Below are 18925 nucleotides of genomic sequence, written 5' to 3' on the forward strand. Positions count from 1 at the left end.
TCTAAAACTTAAACTGGCTTTTTTCAAAATTCCAAAACCTAAACTGGCTTTTTATCTCCGTACATCAGTTCAGTTCAGTTCTTCAGGATGAAAATAAAAAATAAGATGAAGAGAAAACAAAAGAGGATACTAAAATCGAAGGAATAAAAAGAAGGGAATTTTTCATTTGAAAAGAGGTACTGCCAGGGGAGCTGGCGGTTACTCTTATATTTTTGATTTAAGAAGTGTTTTCCCGGGTTATGGGAAACGTTTCTCATATTATGTTTTTTCATATTGTACGAGATCAGTTTTCCGGGGGTGTCGTTTCCACTGGTATCATGTCTTCTTTGTGGCTTGACATTCTATGAAGGGTTATATGGTTTACGCTGTCGAATTCTTTGAGAATTTCTTCTGCAGGACCTTCTTTATCCAGAATACTGATGGTGTAGAGTGTTATGCATGAAAGGATAAAGCCGGGTACAATTTCATACATGTCGAAAATTCCACCTGAGAGCTGCTTCCAGATGATAACCACGAGTCCGCCGACAATCATTCCGCCGAGTGCGCCATTCCTGGTTGTTTTTCTCCAGAAAAGAGAGAAGAGGATAACAGGTCCGAAGGCAGCTCCAAATCCTGCCCAGGCATATGAGACAAGTCCCATGACCGAGTTGTTCGGATCTCTTGCTATTACATAGGCAATTGCTGAAATTAGAATGACTGCAAACCTGCCCATCCAGATGAGCTCTTTTTCTCCTGCATTCTTTTTTAAAGTTATCCTGTAGATATCTTCAGTAAAGGCAGAAGCAGCTACAAGAAGCTGGGAATCGGCAGTACTCATAATAGCTGCAAGGATAGCCGCAAGAAAAATTCCTGCAATTATCGGAGTAAACGTGTTGTTTACCATTACCATGAAAATAGTTTCACTTCCCCCATCTCCCAGAAACTCAGGATAGAGGTAAGCTCTTCCGATGATCCCGATTGCTACGGCAAAAAACAGAGAGATAGTGACCCAGACCATTGCAATAATTCTTGCCTTTTTGATTTTTTCAGGGGATTCTATGGCCATAAAACGGACCAGAATATGTGGCATACCAAAGTATCCCAGGCCCCAGGCCAGGTTTGAGATTAGAGGGATTGAACCACCGGCAAGGGCGGTCCAGGGATTAAGTAACTGAGGATCGATACTCTCAATCAGGCTCACGGTCGACTCGTAACCTCCCATTCCCTTTAAAACTGCAAGGGGTACAAAAACAATGGCAAAGACCATCAGCATGCCCTGGAAAAAGTCGGTCCAGCAGACAGCCATAAAACCCCCAAGAAACGTATAACTGATGATTACCAGTGCACCGATGAGAAGGGCTTGTTGATAGTGAATTCCAAAAACAGTATTAAAAAGCTTTCCACCTGCGACAAGGCCTGAGGAAGTATAAAGAAGGAAAAAGATCAGAATAAAAATGGATGAGATAATTCTTAAGGAATGGCTTTTGTCTCTGAACCTGTTTTCAAAGTACACAGGAATTGTGATGGAATCGCCTGCAATCTCAGTATACTGGCGCAATTTCTTTGCAACAAATTTCCAGTTCAGATAGGTCCCGGCAGTCAGCCCAATTGCTAACCAGATAGATTCCATCCCTGACAGGTAAGCGTACCCTGGTACTCCCAGTATCAGCCAGCCGCTCATATCCGATGCCTGTGAACTAAGCGCAGTAACCCAGCTGTTTAGCTTCCTTCCTCCCAAAATATAATCTGAAAGATTCTCCGTTTTCTGATAATAGAGAACTCCGATAGCTATCATGAAAAGCAGATATACTGCGAAAACAAGTACAATACTAAAATTATCCAGTACCATTGTTTAACTCCTTTTTTTAGTAAAAATCTTTTTTAGCAAAATTTCAGTTTTTGTAGATTTTTGTTAGTTTCTTATGTCGGATGAATATCCTGTGTTAACAAATATCCTGTGTTTTCACAGGTTCATTTAATTCAAGCTTCTCCATTTCCACAGCTGTAAATCAGTAGTTTTATGCAGTGACGTTGCTTTCGCAAGGAGCATATTTGCCAGGAAGATTACTTCGTTATCATTACTTCCTTTAACACTGCTTATCTGCAAATTTGCCAGTTATAGCAATCTGTTGGCAGCTATGTTTAGAGTCATATATTTCAGAGACGTATTTTATATTTTAAAATTTTATAGTGGGTCATTTATATTATAAAATATAATTATTTACAGCAGTTCCATAGATACCTTCTTGTTATTCAGATATTAAAAACGGTTCGTTTTACTTCGGTACTTTTAATAAATTATTAAGAGTATTACCGTTTTTACTTCTTTCTTCAAAAATTCCTTTAAAAAACTCTTTCAGTAAGTCGATAAGTGAAATTGTAGTAGATAGTACAATTGGAGCAGATAGTGTCAGTGGATAGTGTCAGTAGATAATATTAGATCAATAGTTTATTAGATCAACAGTTTATTAGATCAACAATTTATTAGATCAACAGTTCTGGAACTAAACTGACAGTTCTAAAAAAAACATTTAGAAAAACAATAGGACTTTGAAAAATATGCAGTTAACATAAAATTTATAAGTTAACGTATAAACAGAGACAATTTTTTATGTATTTACACTCCATGAATATAGTTACTTTTGATATCTATTCCTCATTTCCAGTCAAACTATCTATATTTTCTTGGTAACCGTTTTGTTATCAATGATCTCTCTCACATCAAAACTGTTCTTATTTTTAATACATCCACTTTCGTTTCAGTAAAGTCATTTCTTTGTTTATCTATATTATCTGGTAATAAATATTTTTAGGGGTTCAATGGAAGTAATGGAGTCTAAAATGCTCCTATTTTCTTCCATTAGAAAAAGGGGATTTAAAACTGACCTCCAGGGGTGCTGGAATTCTAATTTTTCAATTTTTTTAAAACTGAATTCCATGATGTCGATTTTTTCAGAGAATATTTAAGGTAAATATCCATTCCAGTGGAAATAAAGGGGTCCTCACCATAACTATTAATACCGTGTACTTCCATTGCATCTACTGCAAATATACCCTTAAATCAGATGTTTATATACAATTTTCATTTAAAATTTTAGCTAAAGAACATTCCGAATACAGATTTATCAGAGCTTAAGAGATACCCTAAAGTGCGCAACCATCTCTTCAGCTTACCTCCAGCCTATTGGGAACAAAAATTTCAGGCATTAACTTTAAGAAACATGCATTTATCTATCCATCTCTCTTTGTGGAACTCTCATTAATAGGATTTGACTTATCAAAATTATACGAAATAACAAACCAGGTTTCAAGAATTATTGAGAATCAAGAGCAAAAGACACTTTGAAAATTAACAATTATACCTTCACACATATCTTTTCCATGTCTGGATGGTATTATGCCTTAACATATTCAGTTTAATATATTCAGTTCAAGATATTCAGTCTGAGGTATCTATCTGTATAATTTTCTGAATTTCCAAAATACTAACTTCGAAAAATACTAACTTCGAAAAATACTAACTTCGAAAAATACTAACTTCGAAAAATACTAACTTCAAAATAATGAAAATGGTTCAAAAACTCTTTCAAAAACTAGATTAAACATTTGCAGATTCCCGATCATTGTACCAATGGAAAATTAATGATATGATTCTTTAGGCAGGAACTAAAAAAATTACGGGTCAAAAAAGGAATGCAAAAATAAGGTTGAAAATGTAACTAAAAATTACGGGTCAAAAAAGGAATTGCAAAAATAAGGTTGAATAACGGAATTTCAAAATTAAGGTTGAAAATTTAAGATTAAAAAAGGAAAAAGCACGTGCAAGCTCGTTAAACTTATTTGATTTGCTACTAACTTGCACACTCTGTCTGTGTATTAAGTGTACATATTGTCTGTGTATTAAACGTACATATTAATTGTTCATATAAATCCGCTCAATCCGTTACATCTGTGTTTTTATAACTTTTATACGAAGAGGGTCATTCATGATAAAAGCTCAATCATTAGACGGCTTATTCGAAAAATTACTTGACGGAAAGTCAATCTTCAAAAACAAAGAGGTTCTTCGTCCTTCTTATACACCGGACCTGTTATTACACAGGAACGAACAGATAAGCAGTCTTGCAACTATTCTGGTTTCCGCACTCAGGGGAGAGACCCCTTCCAATGTCCTCATTTATGGAAAAACAGGGACAGGAAAAACTGCAGTGACCAGATATGTAGGAAAGGAACTTGAAAGGGTAAGCGAAGACAAGTCAATTTTCTGTTCTGTTGTTTATATTAACTGCGAGGTAATCGATACTCAGTACAGGCTTCTTGCAAACCTTGCTAGGCATTTCGAAGAAGAGGTCCCTATGACCGGGTGGCCCACGGATCAGGTCTTCATGAAATTCAAGGAAGCAATCGATGCAAGAGATCAGGTTATTATCATAATTCTGGACGAAATTGACAAGCTGATCAAGAAAGGCGACGACGTCCTCTATAACCTATCAAGGATCAATACCGACCTCAGGAAAGCCAAGGTCAGCATGATCGGGGTTTCTAACGACCTCAAATTCACGGAGTTTCTGGACCCCAGAGTCAAAAGTTCCCTGGGCGAAGAGGAACTGATCTTCCCTCCCTATGACGCCGAGCAGATCAGCGACATCCTGAAGCAAAGGGCAAAAATGGCTTACAACGACGGAGTGCTGGGCGAAATGGTAATCCCTCTCTGTGCAGCCTTTGCAGCCCAGGAACACGGCGATGCCCGCCGGGCCCTTGACCTTCTGCGCGTTTCGGGTGAAATTGCAGAGAGAGAAAATCAGCCTCAGGTTCTTGAAGAGCATGTAAGGCGCGCACAGGAAAAGATCGAAATCGACCGTGTCGTAGAAGTTGTAAGGACTCTTCCCACCCAGTCCAAGCTTGTACTCTACAGCATCATCCTGCTCAGGAGCCGGGGAAGAGAAGGCAAAAACGTCACAACCGGGGAGATGTATAACGTCTACCGCCAGCTCTGTCATCACATTGACGTGGATATCCTTACCCAGCGCAGGGTCACCGATCTTATGTCAGAACTCGACATGCTGGGCATTGTGAATGCCGTGGTGGTAAGCAAGGGCCGTTACGGCAGGACAAAAGAAATTTCTTTAAGCGTGCCTGTGGAAAACACTCGCAAGGTACTTCTTGAAGACTACAGGCTTAAACCTCTTGTAGATTTCAAAACTTCCGTCTTCAACAAGATGTTCTCATAAAGTCCGGATTATTTGTCCGGATTATTTTCCTGATTTGGCCTTTCCAATTTTTCCTTCAATCTTTCAGAAATAGCCTCAGCTTTTCAGGAAATAATATATACGATCCTGTGGTTTGACTAGGATCATATCATAATTCATATGTTATGTACAGATCAATATTATTCAAGTTTATACGGAGTTAATGATTCTAACTTACAAATCGAGTTTACAAAATTAAGTTTCTATCGAGATTTTAACTGAGATTTCTGAGGTTTTCTACTAAAATTTATATCTCAGATTTATAATTCAAATAAACTCAGATTTATAATTCAAATCAGTTCAGGCTTATAATTCAAATCCCAGGATTCAGGTTTAAAAGGTAATTTTTGATGAAGATAATAGCTTTTGTAGGCATGCCAGCTTCGGGAAAATCCGAAGCTTCCAGGATTGCTGCTGAGATGGGCATTCCTGTTATTATTATGGGTGACGTGATCCGGAAGGAAGTACTGAAGCGTGGGCTTGAACCCGATGATTCCAATACAGGAAAGGTTGCAACGGACCTTCGCAAATGTGAAGGCATGGATGCCGTTGCCAGACGCTGTATTTCTCAGATCAGGGAAACAGGCTCGGAACTTGTAGTTGTTGACGGTGTGCGTGGGATTGCTGAAGTGGAGTGCTTCAGGAAGGAATTCGGAGAAGGCTTTATCCTGATTTCCATTTACACTCCCATTGAGGTTCGCTTTTCCAGGGTTCAGAAAAGAGGCAGAAGCGATGATATGAACAGTATCGACGGTCTCCGCCAGAGAGACGAACGAGAACTCAGCTGGGGCATGGGAGAAGCTATCGAGGCTTCCAACGTGGAAATCGAAAATAACTTCACTCTCGAGACCTTCAGAAAAGATGTTAATGATGTTTTGAGTAATTATTTGAAATCAAATCCGGCAAAATAACATCTCAGGAAGAAATCTGATGGGTTAATGTTAAAAACAAACCCGGGAAAACCGAAGACTTTCCGGAACAATCACATTTGAGATCATCGTGGAGTAGATTTATGATAAATGTAAAGGTTTCAGCAGCTGTTTATCCTACGGAAGACCCCGACAAAGTCGCTAAAGCAATTTCGGTTCTCTTTACTGGAATAGGACTCCAAAAAGAGCCTGTTGCTGCAACGGAATCCGAAAAAGGAGTTTCTCCTGCTTTCCGTCTCACAGGCGAGGGAGGACTTGATCTCCTGTTTACCCTGCACGGACTTATTCGCAGGGAAGCGATTATAGACAGTATCCGCAACAAGGTTTTCAATAAAGGATTATCCAGCGAAGGGCTTTTAGTTCGTTTTTTGCTCAACAAGCAGGCAGCTTTTGTAGGAATTCCCAGTGTTCCTGCCGAAGAAGAACCCCTGGGCTCTATCGAAGTCATTATCAGGGCAGACTCTCCTGAGGAGATGGAAAGGCTCTTTGAGTGGCTTTTGCCTCTCACCGAAGAAGGGGTACCGGTTGTTGAAGTGGAAATGGACTATGTGTAAATGGACTGAAATCTCAAAATCCAGTAATTACGAAGTTTAGTTAGGTATATTTTTATTCCCGCCCTAAACTTATGTCAATCAGGGATGACCTAAACGGGTTAATTGGCAAGGACGAATTGCAGAGACTAATTGGCAAGGACGAATTGCAGAGACTAATTGGCAAGGACGAATTGCAGAGACTAATTGCAGGACGAATTGCAAGGACGAATTAACAAGGATGAACTAACAAGGATGAACTAACAAGGATGAATTATCACCATGCAGCTGCATAGAATCAGTTTTTCATCGCGTGCGGTCGTTGAAGATCCTTTTAAATGGGCGTATACGCTTGAAGACCACGGGTATACGGGCTGGGAGATCGTACAGGAAGGGTCCCAGTGCCTGAACAGCAAGACCGTTCAGAACCTGAAGAACATTTATGAAACCACTAATCTGGAACTGACCCTGCATTTGCCCTTTTCTGATATGAACCTTGCAGGCCTGAATGACTCAATCCGTGCAGAAGTCCTCAGGCAGATGAAGAACTACCTCACCCTTGCCTCGAACTATGTCAACCTTGCTGTGGTACATCCAGGATATCTCTCTCCTTATGGAGTACAGGTTCCGCAGCAAGCTTATATGACAAACCTTGCTTCCATCCGGGAATTATGTGACTTTGCAGCAGATTTCGGGATCATTATAGCTGTTGAAAATATGCCCGATTTTCCGAAAATTTTTGGCAAATATCCTGATGAAATGCAGGAAATGCTCGACGCGGTCGGGAGCCACAACGTGGGCTTTACCTTCGATGTAGGGCATGCCAACACTGTCGGACTTATAGATGAGTTTCTGGACCAGTTGAAAGACAGGATTTCCCATGTGCATATCCATGATAACATGGGCAAAAAAGATGAGCATCTCCCCCTCGGGGAGGGAACTGTAAACTGGAAACAGGTTATGGAGAAGCTCTTAAACTATAAGGGGATCTTTGTTACAGAAATGGCTTCGGTTGAAGAAGGGATCAAAAGCCTTGAATTTTTAAGAAAACTGTGAGTTTTCGAGACTTTATTTTCCATTTTGGTTCTATTTTCCATTTTGTTCTATTTTCCATTTTGTTCTATTTTCTGTATTTTTATTTTTTTCAAACCGTTCTTTTTCCGGTGTTTCCAAAATTGTATTTCCAAAATCGTATTTCCAAAATCGTATTTCCAAAATCGTATTTCCAAAATTGTATTTCCAAAATAATTGTTTCACTCGAAGACGGTTGAAATTACTTTTTAGTTGCCTTGCAGAAGATAACGTTATTTCCATTCCAGAGATCGGTATCCGGTAAGACATCGTCATAGCACTCAATTTTTTTAAAGCCTTCCTGTCCCAGTATCTTCTTCAGGTCATCAGACTTGAAAAAGTGAGTCCAAAAACGATACACATCGAAATTGTCAGAATTATCGATTACGATATGCTGGTACAATATCACTTTGTCTTTCGGATAGTAAAAGGAGTCTGAAAGAATCAGGTGTGGTCTATCTTTCCAGAAGCCACGCTCTTCCACTCCCCAGGATTTCTCAGCAACTTTCGTTTCAATGTCTTTATCACTCAAAACATCAAAAATGAGAGTTCCGCCAGGTTTTAAAGCCCTGTAAACGTTATGTAACAACTTCTTTCTTGCTTCTGGTATTAAGACGCCAAAGTCAGTAAAAACCATCATTACAAGATCATATTTATTTTCTTCACGCAATTCGAGGTAATTCAGGTTTACGTATTCTATATCCAGATTTTTCTTTATGGCTTCGCTTCTGGCATATTCGATCGAATTCTTAGAGAAATCGACACCTGTTACTTTATGTCCCCTCTCTGCCATGAGTTCGGCATACAATCCAGGCCCGCATCCCAGATCAAGAATGTTCATTTTTTTCAGATTGACCGAATTTAAAATCCAGTCCACAGTACTCTTTATACTCGTTCTTCTCCGGCTTGCAAGGTCGATATCCGGGTTCAGGTGAACATCCAACAACTGCTTTGAAATGTGGTCATCTGTCCACATAACAGCATTCCCTTCTGTATAGATTTGCGGTTTTTCTGCAAACTCAATAATATCTGCAAAATTCATTAATGAGTCCTCCTTTCCAATTTCACGGACTCTCATATCTGCGATTAACCGTTAGACCCAATATCTATGATTAACCGTCAAACTCTAATCTACAATCAGCCTTCAGACGCTATATTTGCGATTAACCGTTAGACCCGATATCTACGATTAACCGTTAACATCCTTCAATAAAACAGAATGGTTCAGTTGTTGTTCATCGCCGAACATTTTTAGGATTCCCTGTTAATAAAGTTTCGGTATGTTGGGAACTCCTCACGCAGACGGTACAGACAGTGTTATCTGTTTATTTCAGCTTTCACCAGGCAGCTCTTTTTCTTTGAGGTATCTGGTCCAGTCTCCATGCTGGATTTTCTCCGTTTCGGGCTTTTCGTCATACACGTAGATGATACCTCTGAGTTTTTTCTCCGGGAGTTCCAGGTTCACATATTCCCTGTGGTACCCTCCGAAAAGCTCCATATAATCAATGGATTTAGCAACTTCAAGTTGCTTTTTTCCTGAGAATCTTCGCACCTCTGCGACCACGGAACCGTTTTCCGAAGGATAAACAGCAGGGTAGGGACCAAGGGAATAGAGTGCATATCCGTCGATTTTTATAGTCCCAAGGAATTCGGACCTGTTTTGAAGATCGAAACGCCGGTTATTGTAAAGCCCGTTTCTCAGGCTGCCGTAAAGTGCCATTACGAGCTCTTCACCTTCCACTCTTTCGTATGAGCGCTGCCAGCAGACATTCCTGTGAAAAACCCTGCCATAAAGAGTCCTGTCTGTTTCCTGAGACATGTTTTCCCCTTTTCTGCACCCGTCCCTTTTAATCCGATCTTTCAATCCGACCTTTCAACCCGATCTTTCAGTCCAAATTCTTTTAGTCTTATTTTGACAGTCTTATTTCGAAAAACCGTAACCTGCAAAGCGCTGGGTAAGGTCAAGGTTTGCAAGCAGGAAACGGTCTTCTTTGCTGTAAGCGACCTTTTTGTTTCCTGAAAGTTCCAGCACGCAGGTAGTTCCAGGCTTTGCTTCTTTTACTTCGTTTCCGTCAACCAGGATTTTTTCAACGCGCACAGGTTCGGACTGCAAACCGACAAAGAGGTGCAGGACACTTGCCGGTTCTATCTTTTTCGTGAACTTTGAGATGGTACATTCCAGGGTATAGTCGGTAGTCACGATCTCCTTGTCGGAAATGATGAAACCTCTTTCTATATCTTTGGCCTGGACATTTTTCAGACGCATGCCTACTCTTGTGCCTGTCGGGGCGCTGTCGATGTCAACATCATGGCTCTGGATAGAGCGGATTTCGATGTCCCTATCCAGCGGGAAAATTTTGGTCTTATCCTTGTCCTTTGAGATGCCCTGCTTGACAACTCCGAGCACGACACAACCTTTGCCTGTCACATTGAAAGCGTGGTCTATGAAGATCCTTGTAGGCAGGCTGTTAAGTTCTGCCTGTTCGGCTTCTATTTGCTCTGCCATCTCATTTATTCTGGCTTTAAGGTCGTCTACGCCTTCAAAGGGGTTCTTTGCACTTTTGTTTGTGTTCAGGGAGATACATTCCCATTCCTGAAGTGCAGTTCCTGCAGTGATCACTTTTATCTTTGCTTTCAGCTCGTCAATTGCATGCATGTGCGTGCTGTCCGATCTTGTCAGGGCAATGATTCCATGTTTAAACCCGAGTAAGTCCAGGGCAATAATGCATTCTCCGGTATGGGCGTCCAGGCCCTGGGGAGGGATGCACAGGACTGCCAGATCCGAAATATTCAGGGCCGTAATCAGGGATTTCAGGGTTTTCGGATAGCTGTGCGCATCCACAAAAACCATTTTACGGCTTTCCTTATCATTGTTGTACATGGTTATGTCGGAAGACGTTCCTTTTCTCCCGAGGTTTGCGGCAAGGGAGGTCCTCCCGCTTTTTTCTGTCCCTATAATTGCAACGTTTACCATTGTGAGTCCCCTTTTCCGAATCAGTATTTTCTGAATTAATGTTTCTGAATTAATGTTTCTGAATTAATGTTTCTGAATCAATAATGTGTACGGTAATATTTCCTGATTTGTTGAATTAATTTGAGTGTAAGGATTGATTACAGGGTTGATTACAGGATTGATTACAGGATTGATTTAAATCCTGTATTTCCAAGATAGTCCAGGTTTTTGATATTTACACCTTGTTTTAAACTGCAATTTTTAGACGATGGTTTTAGTTAACTTTGTACCTGTCACTGGTACTGGTGTAGTATCTTATTACAAAAGTAATAATATATTCATCATGTTAAGAGTTTTTAATGAAAGTGAATGAATAGGGTAGATTCTACTATAATTGATTGGTTGGATACTTTAAACCCTGCGGATAACATGGGAAAAATCTACCTCAGGCAACGCAGACATTTACGAATCGGATCACTATGATGCCAAACAATCTCCTGGCAGAAGCTAAGAAGAAAATCAGAGTTGGCAACCTGCTGAGACAAAGGAAAGTAAAACAATATTTAATAGGTTTTCGGAAGTATCTGCAAGATCGGAAGCTTTTCGATCTTTCAGTACGGGTCGGGAGGAAGGGGTCAAAATTCTTATAAAACATTCGATTTGAAATCCTGACCCTGCAGGGGATAGCGAAACGAGCGAGCCCCCAGCAAAAGGTAATCTTCACAAAGGAAGACCTTTTCCGGGCGTTCTTAAAGTCCGTGATCTGCTCAAAAAAGTGGTCATACTGGTAAGGGATTCACAAGGTGTATTGCAAGAATTTTAAAAGAAATTTTTTCAGCAATCTGCTCTATAGTCTCTGTTCATCGGACTTTATTCGCATCTTTTAGCAATACTTCAATTATAACATACACAAAAAAGCCTGCAATCATGAAAATGATGAAAGCTTTTATATGAAGGGCAGTTATCAAAGGCTTTTTCGTGTCATCCGAAGGCTGAATTTTCGCTAAGGGCTGGTAAACCGTTGTGGTTTGCCCGGCAAGGACGTCTACTTTTGTCTCAAGTGCTTCGTATCCGTCCAGCTCAAGTATCAGTGAATAGTCTCCGACCGGAAGGTTGTCGATGTTGAGAGGAGTTCTTCCCATATCGTGCCCGTTCAGGTATATCGTGCTTCCGATGGGGATCGAGTTGATATAAAGACTGCCAGGTTCCTTAACTGGTATCGAACCGTTGTCTGTCAGATTTACCGGCGGCACTGATTCGTTTTCCAGGGATACAGGCCTATCATCTTCGGGATCTTCAGAAAACTCGAAGCTTACAGGTTCCAGCTCCTCTATCAGGTTTTCAGTAATTGAGGGGTTATTCCTGGAGTCAGCAGAAAGCTTGCCTTCGGAACCTTCGGATTCTGAAAATCTTTGCTGCCTCTTACTCAACTCCTCTATCCAGAAAGATGTCCTGTAGGACTTATTTTCATTCTTGTTGAAAATCCCTGACAGTTCTACTGCATACTGTCCGAACTCTTGTGCCTCAAGCTCGGAAGTGATTGTCCAGGCATCAAAATCATTTTTTCGGACAGATTTCAGGCTTCTGAAGACTAATTTTCCCTCAGGAGAATAAACCTTTAACTCATAAAGCCCGGGAGAGTGGGTAAAAACATTAAACTTTAAAGGTACCGTCTCCCCCCTGTCCGCATAGCTCGTAAGGGGATGGATACTCCGTAAATTAAAATCCGCCCCGCTTCTGGCTTCCATGGGCAGCATATAATATTCTGTTGCTGCTATCAGGATCAGAAAAAGGAACAGGGCAGCAAAACAATACAATAAAACCCTTTTTGGGGGCATAAATTCCTTTTTTGTGCACTTAAAGACGTTTTTGATTTTATCGTAAATACCCATTTTCTCCCTCAGGGCTTATTTTCAAAATATATAGCCGAACATTTCAAATCACTTTAAGATTTCAGAGTGGGCGACAATTTGTATTAAAAAAGTACTTGTCTGGGGTTGTGGGTAATGTTCGATTAGCTCCCGGACGAGTGAAACTATATATTAATTGCCAATAATACTGACTTTTTTTCATGTATTACTTAGTAATGGCTGATAATACTTGTTGTTGGGAGATATTACCCGTTATTGAGAGGTACAAATTATTTTTATATAAAGATTTTCCTTTATATGTATATGTAGCATTTCTAGATAGTATTATTAATCAGGAGCCAAATAATCAGACACTGTTCAACTTGAGGAACTGTACATATTTAAAAAATTAATATAAAAAAATACCTTGATGCGTTCCTCATTACAGAGAATTTGAAGGTTAATCTGACTCGTGTAGCTGTATCAGAGTCAAGAAAAGCAGTGCTAAAATAAAGGTACATATCTTGAAAAAGGTGGAATATTCGAAAAAACCTGTAACTCCCTTATTCGAAAGTTTGCAGGCTGTTCGGGGGAATCCCGGAGTATCAAAAAAATTTAATATTTGTAATATTATATTCAAACTGTTACTCAAGAAAATTTCAGAGTGGTTCCGAATCAAATAGGCATGTCTATAGAAATTAAGAGGCGAATACAGATTGAATTTTTTTATGAGTAAATCCAATTGAATGAATCAAATTGATAATTAAGTTTCTATAAAAAAATCTTATTGGGATGGGGTAGGAGATGGAAACACGGAAAGTTCAGATCACGGGAAAGTCTACTTATATTTTAACACTTCCGAAGAAATGGGTAACGAAATCAGTTCTTGGAGCCGGCTCATCAGTTGGTCTATCGTATCAGGAGGACGGCTCTCTCGTAATTTCTCCACTCACATTAAGAAAATCGACAGCATCCAGAAGATTGGTGATGAAAGAAAGCGTGGATGAACTTAAAAGGAACATAATAGGTGCCTACATCATGGGGAGCTGCCAGTTCCTTGAGATAAGTGGAATTGAAGGTCGACAGGAAATCAAGAATGAAATTAAGGAGCTCTGTAAGGTACTTATTGGCTATGAGATCGTGGAAGTCGGAGATTCCAGAATCTTGATCCAGGACATTCTTGATATGGACGAATTTACAATTGAAGCCGGGTTTAAGAGAATGTCTTCCCTTGTGTTCCTGATGTTCAATGACCTTCTTGAGATTCTGAAAGCCAGGGATCCGGAAGCTATCAGGGATATAAGACGCAGAGATGAAGATGTGAATAAAATATTCTTTCTACTCTCAAAACTAATCGTCTCTAGGCTTAACCTTAACAAGACCTCGAAAAACGATCGATTGAGACTTATCGAAGCTTTCTACTATCGGCTTGCTGCATGCGAGCTGGAAAGGATAGGGAGCCTTATAGTAAAGATTGCACATAACCTTGAAAGAACCAGTTTTTCGGGGGAAGAAACAGAAAAACTCTTAGAGTTCGGGCTTTTCACCCGGCTGTTTGTCCAGGACAGTGTAAATTCACTCCGCCTTCTGGATACCGAACTTGCAAATAATTTATTGCAAGAAAAAGAAAATTTTGGGGCTGAGTTGCTCGTACTGAACAGGTCCGCAACCGAGCCAACGCTTGACATTATTACCGACAGTTTTAGCAGGATAAAAGACTATGCAAGAAATATCGCAAAACTTACAATCGATCTATCGCAATTATAAGTTGGTCCCCCTCTGTCTCTGTATTGCCGTGCTTACTGACTATTTACTGACTTTTCATTTTGCAGGAAGTACAGAGTTAATCCTCAAGTATGAATTCAGCCCGACCCTGCGTTTTGCTGTCGAGCACGGCATTGTCATCCCTTACATGGGGGCAATGGTTCTTTTCTACTATGCTGCCGGGTATTTTGTGTTGAGTCTCCTGATAGACTCCGAGATTTACTTTGTGGGAGTTGCCGTAGTGCTGCTGATAAGCATAACTCATGTCCTCGGTGGGCTCTCCTGGTATGTACAGAACCCCTGGTACTCCAACAGCGTGATTTCCCTTTCCATGATCTCGGTCTTGACAACTCTCCTGGCTTTCGGATACGAAGTCCTCAAGAAAACGAACTGAGGTGGCAGGCAGAGGCAAAAAGGTCAGGTGAAAAAGGGTTTAAACCGCATGAATAAGGTCCATAAATAAAACCAAATTCAGCTCCAGAGGAGGGCAAAATGAATATAAAGAGATCTATATAGCCCTAATTAACGAATTGTGCGCTATAAAATTCATTTGTGCAAAGTTTATAGTTTCCTGATAATATGTTCTTCAACTGATGAACAAAATACTCAGTCTGCTGGCTGCAACAATACTTGCATTATGCTCTTTTTACTCTACTTGCTGGTATGCGCCATATCAGGGGTATTCATACGTCCTGCTCCTGGTGTTTGTAGGGCTTTTCATGTACATGCTTTTAGTGTTCGTGCTGTACAGGGTTCGTTCCAACAGAGTTCAGAGAAAAGAGACTAAGGAAACTGCTCAAGTATAAGTTGTGCCCCAAATTAACCCGCATTAACCGCACTTTTGTCGAGTCTGGTCTTATGAGTTATGGTTTACCAAAGGCTGCCGTAGTCCATCTTCTTTATATATTTTTGATTGTTGGGCTGGCACCATCAGTATTTGCCTACCAAATTTACGCCCCCAATGACACAGTGACAGATTCCGGAGCCGATGACGTCGAATGGGTGGAATTTGGAAGCGGGGATATTGCCTGGAAGACGACTACAATGGACTCCCAGTACTCGGGAACTAAGCTTGAGGTTCAGGTCATCAACGAGTCATGGGAATATGAGATTGTCCCTTACGTCCTCAAGGTCAATGATTTTAACTTCGGGCATACGATGGCTGATATTTCCATAGCAGAAGCTGAGGAAGGAGCCAAACCCGTGCATAAGATCCTTTTTCTGGACGAAACAGATAAAACCGGAGAGGACGAAAACTGGTGCCAGATTGACCATGAGTTGAAGATCGAACTGACCGACATAACCGAAGACAGCCAGGGTACTCCTCATGCCCAATTAAAATACTATAAACGGGGAAACCCCGAGTTGGAAATCGAGGTTGAATCAAGTACCGAGACTTATGATGGCGTATCTGTCGAAGAGGCAGATTATTTTCCGGGAAGGGAAAAAGATATCGTAGTCAGGGTTAAGAACAGCGGGGATGCCTGGGTCGAAAGCATTAAACTTGATGTGAACCTTACAAATTTTGACCTTGCGAACAGCAGGAAGAACCTTTCGGAAAGGGACATACAGAGTAAAGGTAACCACCTCTATGCAGACCTTGGGTGGCTGGCAAAAGGCGAGGAGCGTTCAATCAACTTTACCGTGACAGCTCCTTCCTGGGAAGATATTAATTCGCACTTGGAAATGGAGCCATGTAACATTACTGCGATCGCTACAGGAGACGATATTCTCGGGTATGAATATGAGGGAAATAAAACCCTTTCCTGCAGTCCTCCAGATCCGGACATCAATGTTGTCCGGAAGCTCTACACATATTCTCTCTCTCTCGAAGGCGTTTCTCAGGCGAATGAGGAAGAATCGGAATCTAATTCCACCGAAAAAACCGTCCATTTCTCTGAAGACAAAGAAATTTTCATGAGTTCCTGGTACATAGAGGATTCAGAGGTTCACGGGCTCAAGGGCTATTGTGTACTCAGGGAAGCTCTCTATAACCTCCAGGGCTATCCTCTGGAAAACCTGAGTTTTGTACTCCCCTCTGTGCCGGAGGGCTTGCTCGTTGCCGAAGCTTACAGGAACGGGAAACCTGCCAGAATTTCAGGGAATAAGCCTGGTTCCTCCCTGGGCAGGGTATCTATCCAGATTCCCGAAAATGCGGACTCCGTTACACTTGGAGATATCCTCCCAGAATCCATCTCAGGTAAGGAGTCTTACAATGTATACTATATCCTTGTCCCTACCCGACCAGACACCTATCAGATCGAAGGCTTTTCAGTCAGTGCCGAATGTTACGGGTACAACCTTTCAGAAACATCGGACTCCGTTTCCCTTACGGTGCACGGGCCCCATATAGTTGTCAACAAAGTTCTCGAAAGTTCCGGGGAAGATAAGGTTGATGTCGCTGTCACGGTTAAGAACGACGGGGACAGGGCTGCCTCCGCCAGCCTGAGCGACCTGGTGCCACTGGAAGCCGGACTTGTCTCAGACAGCATCAGTTTATGGCGCAACGGGCAGATGCAGGACTCCACCCTTCCTCTCAAAGAATGGGAACTTGAAATCGACGAGGGAGAGGACTCCACGTCCGTTTCAGCAGCTTTTTCCCTGCAGCCCGGAGAATATTACGACCTGAAATACTCTCTTGAGCCCGAAAATCTCCGCAATATGGACCTCCCGTATGCAGAGGTGGACTTCACGGACCGGAATAACTACAAAGGGACTGTTTTCTCCTCTTTTTTCAAGTCCGGAGCCGAAGTCATGCAGCAATGGGATTACTACGAAAACAGCTGGGAAGTAACCTCCGAAAACTGGGATGCTTCGGCCGGAGACTGGGCAGAAGACTGGGACCCCATAGCAAAGCGGTGGGTAAGTGAGATAGAGCCTGAATCTGTCGAGACGCTCGAAGACTCCCCGGCAGAACTTCCCGAACCCCCTAAATCAACCCTTGACAAAATCAAGGATTCCCTTGCAGGACTTCTGCCCGGCGGGAAAGGAGATTCCGAACCGTCAGACTTCACCGAGGAAACCGAGGATATTTCAGAGCATGAACCCCTTATCGTTAAAATCAGGAATTTCGTTACAGGACTTCTGCCCGGGGGAAAAGACACAGGGACGGCTTCTGAAGATGAAGAGGTCCAGTAAACTTCCGGGAGCGAAACCTGAGGCTGGATCGGAGGGCATACTTTCCCATACTTTTCCTCTCTTTTTTGCCCTTCAGGAAATTTATACAGAAAAATTATATGTATGGAATCTTTCCGCGTCAGGGTTTTTCTATATATTTCATAAGAAAAGTATTTAATATCTGATACTTTTAAATACTTTTAAATTTTGTAGGTAACAAAGGGTCCATGTATATATGAGTTTTGGATTAGATGAGTTTCAGATTTAATGAGCTTGTATTCAACGAATTTGTTCCTGAACCTCCTCCATCCTGAAGGCTGCCGTATGCCTCCTTTTCAGGCTCTCTGGCGCCTCTGGGGGCAGTTAAGGAGTCAGGCCGTGAACAGGTGCCCGTATAAGGGCCCTGCAAAATAATAGCAGCAGAAAAGGTGTTGAGGCAATGTCTTTATCCCCAAAACGAAAGTTATTGAAGTTAATTCCGGTTTTTCTTCTTTTTGTTTGTATTGTGGGCTTTTCGGGTTGTATCGATGACGGACCCAAAGAGCTTCCTAAAAACTATACCAATTCCCTCGGCATGGAATTTGTGCTTATCCCGGCAGGAGAGTTCCGGATGGGGTCTCCTTCATATGAGGGAAAGTTGTTTGATTTCGATTCTCCTGTCCACAACGTGACCATCCAGGAGCCGTTCTACATGTCAAAATATGAGGTCACCCAGAAAGAATGGACTGAAGTCATGGGCTACAACCCTTCGTATTTCAAAGGTGACGACCTGCCCGTGGACAGTGCGCTCTGGTCTGAGGCACAGCAGTTTATCCTCAAGTTAAACCTAAAAGAAGGCTCGAACACATATCGCCTCCCAACAGAAGCTGAATGGGAATACGCCTGCAGGGCAGGGACTACTACACGCTTCTCTTTCGGGGACGAAAATGAAGACCTCATCGAATACGGATGGTCAGGTTATGATGCTAACGAGACCTCCCACCCTGTAGGACAGAAACTCCCGAACCCCTGGGGGCTCTATGATATGTACGGCAACGTCTGGGAGCTGACCCAGGACAGCTGGAACAGCAGCTATGAGGGCGCACCCTCTGACGGCAGTGCCTGGTCAGACAAAAACCAGACATCTGTAGTGGGAAGGGGAGGGAGCTGGCTCGACGGTCCCAACCTCTGCACAAGCAACTTCCGTGGGAGCAACTCTGCAGACTTAAGGGTTAGCTGCCTCGGCTTCCGCCTGGTAAAAAACGCATGAAAAAAACACCTGAAAAGGTTTTTCTTTCATATTTCAACTTTATTTATTTTTGCAGGGTTTGAAAGGCTCTTTCACTCCTTTTTCCCGTATCTCTCTCCACTAAATTTTAACTGAGTGCCCTTATTCTTTCAGGAATTTCCGGCATGAAACACACAATATTTTTTCCTGCCTTTAACCCTCTTTCTCCAGAGGGCATCCCTTCTTTTGATGTTGATTTTGCCTCTTAATTCTTTT

At 41.7% G+C, this 18925-nt stretch carries 14 protein-coding genes; 9 read left to right on the forward strand and 5 right to left on the reverse strand.

Going from position 1 to position 18925, the window contains the following annotated elements; all coding sequences use genetic code 11:
- Nucleotides 1-283: 283 nt before the first annotated feature.
- Nucleotides 284-1828, reverse strand: coding sequence for a sodium/proline symporter PutP (gene putP, locus ACSAZL_RS20490; RefSeq protein WP_440946400.1), 1545 nt, complete (start codon nt 1826-1828; stop codon nt 284-286).
- Between the two features lie 2137 nt (nt 1829-3965).
- On the opposite strand from putP, the gene ACSAZL_RS20495 reads away from it, so the two are divergent.
- The 4 genes from ACSAZL_RS20495 (at nt 3966) to ACSAZL_RS20510 (ending at nt 7743) form a co-directional block, all read left to right on the forward strand.
- Nucleotides 3966-5210 carry an ORC1-type DNA replication protein gene (locus ACSAZL_RS20495; RefSeq protein ID WP_440946401.1) on the forward strand — a complete coding sequence of 415 codons (1245 nt, stop codon included), beginning with the start codon at nt 3966-3968 and terminating at the stop codon, nt 5208-5210.
- Nucleotides 5211-5578: 368 nt separating this feature from the next.
- The gene (locus ACSAZL_RS20500; RefSeq protein ID WP_440946402.1) at nt 5579-6139 is read left to right on the forward strand and encodes a dephospho-CoA kinase; all 561 of its coding nucleotides are present in this window, start codon (nt 5579-5581) and stop codon (nt 6137-6139) included.
- A 101-nt stretch (nt 6140-6240) separates the two neighbouring features.
- Complete coding sequence (locus ACSAZL_RS20505) at nt 6241-6711, forward strand: RNA-binding domain-containing protein (RefSeq protein WP_440946403.1); 471 nt, start codon at nt 6241-6243, stop codon at nt 6709-6711.
- A 258-nt stretch (nt 6712-6969) separates the two neighbouring features.
- Entirely contained in the window at nt 6970-7743 is a 774-nt protein-coding gene (locus tag ACSAZL_RS20510; protein ID WP_440946404.1) for a sugar phosphate isomerase/epimerase family protein, read from the forward strand.
- Nucleotides 7744-7960: 217 nt separating this feature from the next.
- Here ACSAZL_RS20510 and ACSAZL_RS20515 read toward each other — a convergent pair whose 3' ends face one another.
- From ACSAZL_RS20515 to ACSAZL_RS20530, 4 genes are all read right to left on the reverse strand, one after another.
- Nucleotides 7961-8800, reverse strand: a complete 840-nt coding sequence (locus ACSAZL_RS20515; protein ID WP_440946405.1) for a class I SAM-dependent methyltransferase — start codon at nt 8798-8800, stop codon at nt 7961-7963.
- Nucleotides 8801-9088: 288 nt separating this feature from the next.
- Nucleotides 9089-9577, reverse strand: a complete 489-nt coding sequence (locus tag ACSAZL_RS20520) for a gamma-glutamylcyclotransferase family protein (RefSeq protein WP_440946406.1) — start codon at nt 9575-9577, stop codon at nt 9089-9091.
- A gap of 102 nt (nt 9578-9679) precedes the next feature.
- Nucleotides 9680-10732 (reverse strand): elongation factor Tu, encoded by a 1053-nt coding sequence (locus ACSAZL_RS20525; protein ID WP_440946407.1) that lies wholly within the window; start codon nt 10730-10732, stop codon nt 9680-9682.
- A gap of 839 nt (nt 10733-11571) precedes the next feature.
- Entirely contained in the window at nt 11572-12603 is a 1032-nt protein-coding gene (locus ACSAZL_RS20530; protein ID WP_440946408.1) for a PEGA domain-containing protein, read from the reverse strand.
- A 762-nt stretch (nt 12604-13365) separates the two neighbouring features.
- Between ACSAZL_RS20530 and ACSAZL_RS20535 the strand changes: the two genes are divergently transcribed.
- From ACSAZL_RS20535 to ACSAZL_RS20555, 5 genes are all read left to right on the forward strand, one after another.
- Nucleotides 13366-14328 (forward strand): PhoU domain-containing protein, encoded by a 963-nt coding sequence (locus ACSAZL_RS20535; RefSeq protein WP_440946409.1) that lies wholly within the window; start codon nt 13366-13368, stop codon nt 14326-14328.
- Nucleotides 14329-14356: 28 nt separating this feature from the next.
- A complete protein-coding gene (locus ACSAZL_RS20540; protein WP_440946410.1) occupies nt 14357-14719 on the forward strand; it encodes a hypothetical protein in 363 nt (120 codons plus the stop codon).
- A gap of 199 nt (nt 14720-14918) precedes the next feature.
- Complete coding sequence (locus ACSAZL_RS20545) at nt 14919-15131, forward strand: hypothetical protein (RefSeq protein ID WP_440946411.1); 213 nt, start codon at nt 14919-14921, stop codon at nt 15129-15131.
- Nucleotides 15132-15183: 52 nt separating this feature from the next.
- Complete coding sequence (locus ACSAZL_RS20550; RefSeq protein ID WP_440946412.1) at nt 15184-17463, forward strand: hypothetical protein; 2280 nt, start codon at nt 15184-15186, stop codon at nt 17461-17463.
- 418 nt (nt 17464-17881) lie between these two features.
- Nucleotides 17882-18691, forward strand: coding sequence for a formylglycine-generating enzyme family protein (locus tag ACSAZL_RS20555; RefSeq protein WP_440946413.1), 810 nt, complete (start codon nt 17882-17884; stop codon nt 18689-18691).
- Nucleotides 18692-18925: the final 234 nt, after the last annotated feature.

The sequence above is a fragment of the Methanosarcina mangrovi genome (assembly GCF_052057765.1).
GTDB lineage: Archaea > Halobacteriota > Methanosarcinia > Methanosarcinales > Methanosarcinaceae > Methanosarcina.

Excerpts from the sequence above, each read along its gene's own strand:
- ACSAZL_RS20520 (WP_440946406.1), bottom strand. The coding sequence starts at position 9,577 with ATGTCTCAGGAAACAGACAGGACTCTTTATGGCAGGGTTTTTCACAGG.
- ACSAZL_RS20515 (WP_440946405.1), bottom strand. The coding sequence starts at position 8,800 with ATGAATTTTGCAGATATTATTGAGTTTGCAGAAAAACCGCAAATCTAT.
- ACSAZL_RS20530 (WP_440946408.1), bottom strand. The coding sequence starts at position 12,603 with ATGGGTATTTACGATAAAATCAAAAACGTCTTTAAGTGCACAAAAAAG.
- ACSAZL_RS20500 (WP_440946402.1), top strand. The coding sequence starts at position 5,579 with ATGAAGATAATAGCTTTTGTAGGCATGCCAGCTTCGGGAAAATCCGAA.
- ACSAZL_RS20535 (WP_440946409.1), top strand. The coding sequence starts at position 13,366 with ATGGAAACACGGAAAGTTCAGATCACGGGAAAGTCTACTTATATTTTA.
- ACSAZL_RS20550 (WP_440946412.1), top strand. The coding sequence starts at position 15,184 with ATGAGTTATGGTTTACCAAAGGCTGCCGTAGTCCATCTTCTTTATATA.
- putP (WP_440946400.1), bottom strand. The coding sequence starts at position 1,828 with ATGGTACTGGATAATTTTAGTATTGTACTTGTTTTCGCAGTATATCTG.
- ACSAZL_RS20495 (WP_440946401.1), top strand. The coding sequence starts at position 3,966 with ATGATAAAAGCTCAATCATTAGACGGCTTATTCGAAAAATTACTTGAC.
- ACSAZL_RS20505 (WP_440946403.1), top strand. The coding sequence starts at position 6,241 with ATGATAAATGTAAAGGTTTCAGCAGCTGTTTATCCTACGGAAGACCCC.
- ACSAZL_RS20545 (WP_440946411.1), top strand. The coding sequence starts at position 14,919 with ATGAACAAAATACTCAGTCTGCTGGCTGCAACAATACTTGCATTATGC.
- ACSAZL_RS20510 (WP_440946404.1), top strand. The coding sequence starts at position 6,970 with ATGCAGCTGCATAGAATCAGTTTTTCATCGCGTGCGGTCGTTGAAGAT.
- ACSAZL_RS20525 (WP_440946407.1), bottom strand. The coding sequence starts at position 10,732 with ATGGTAAACGTTGCAATTATAGGGACAGAAAAAAGCGGGAGGACCTCC.
- ACSAZL_RS20555 (WP_440946413.1), top strand. The coding sequence starts at position 17,882 with ATGTCTTTATCCCCAAAACGAAAGTTATTGAAGTTAATTCCGGTTTTT.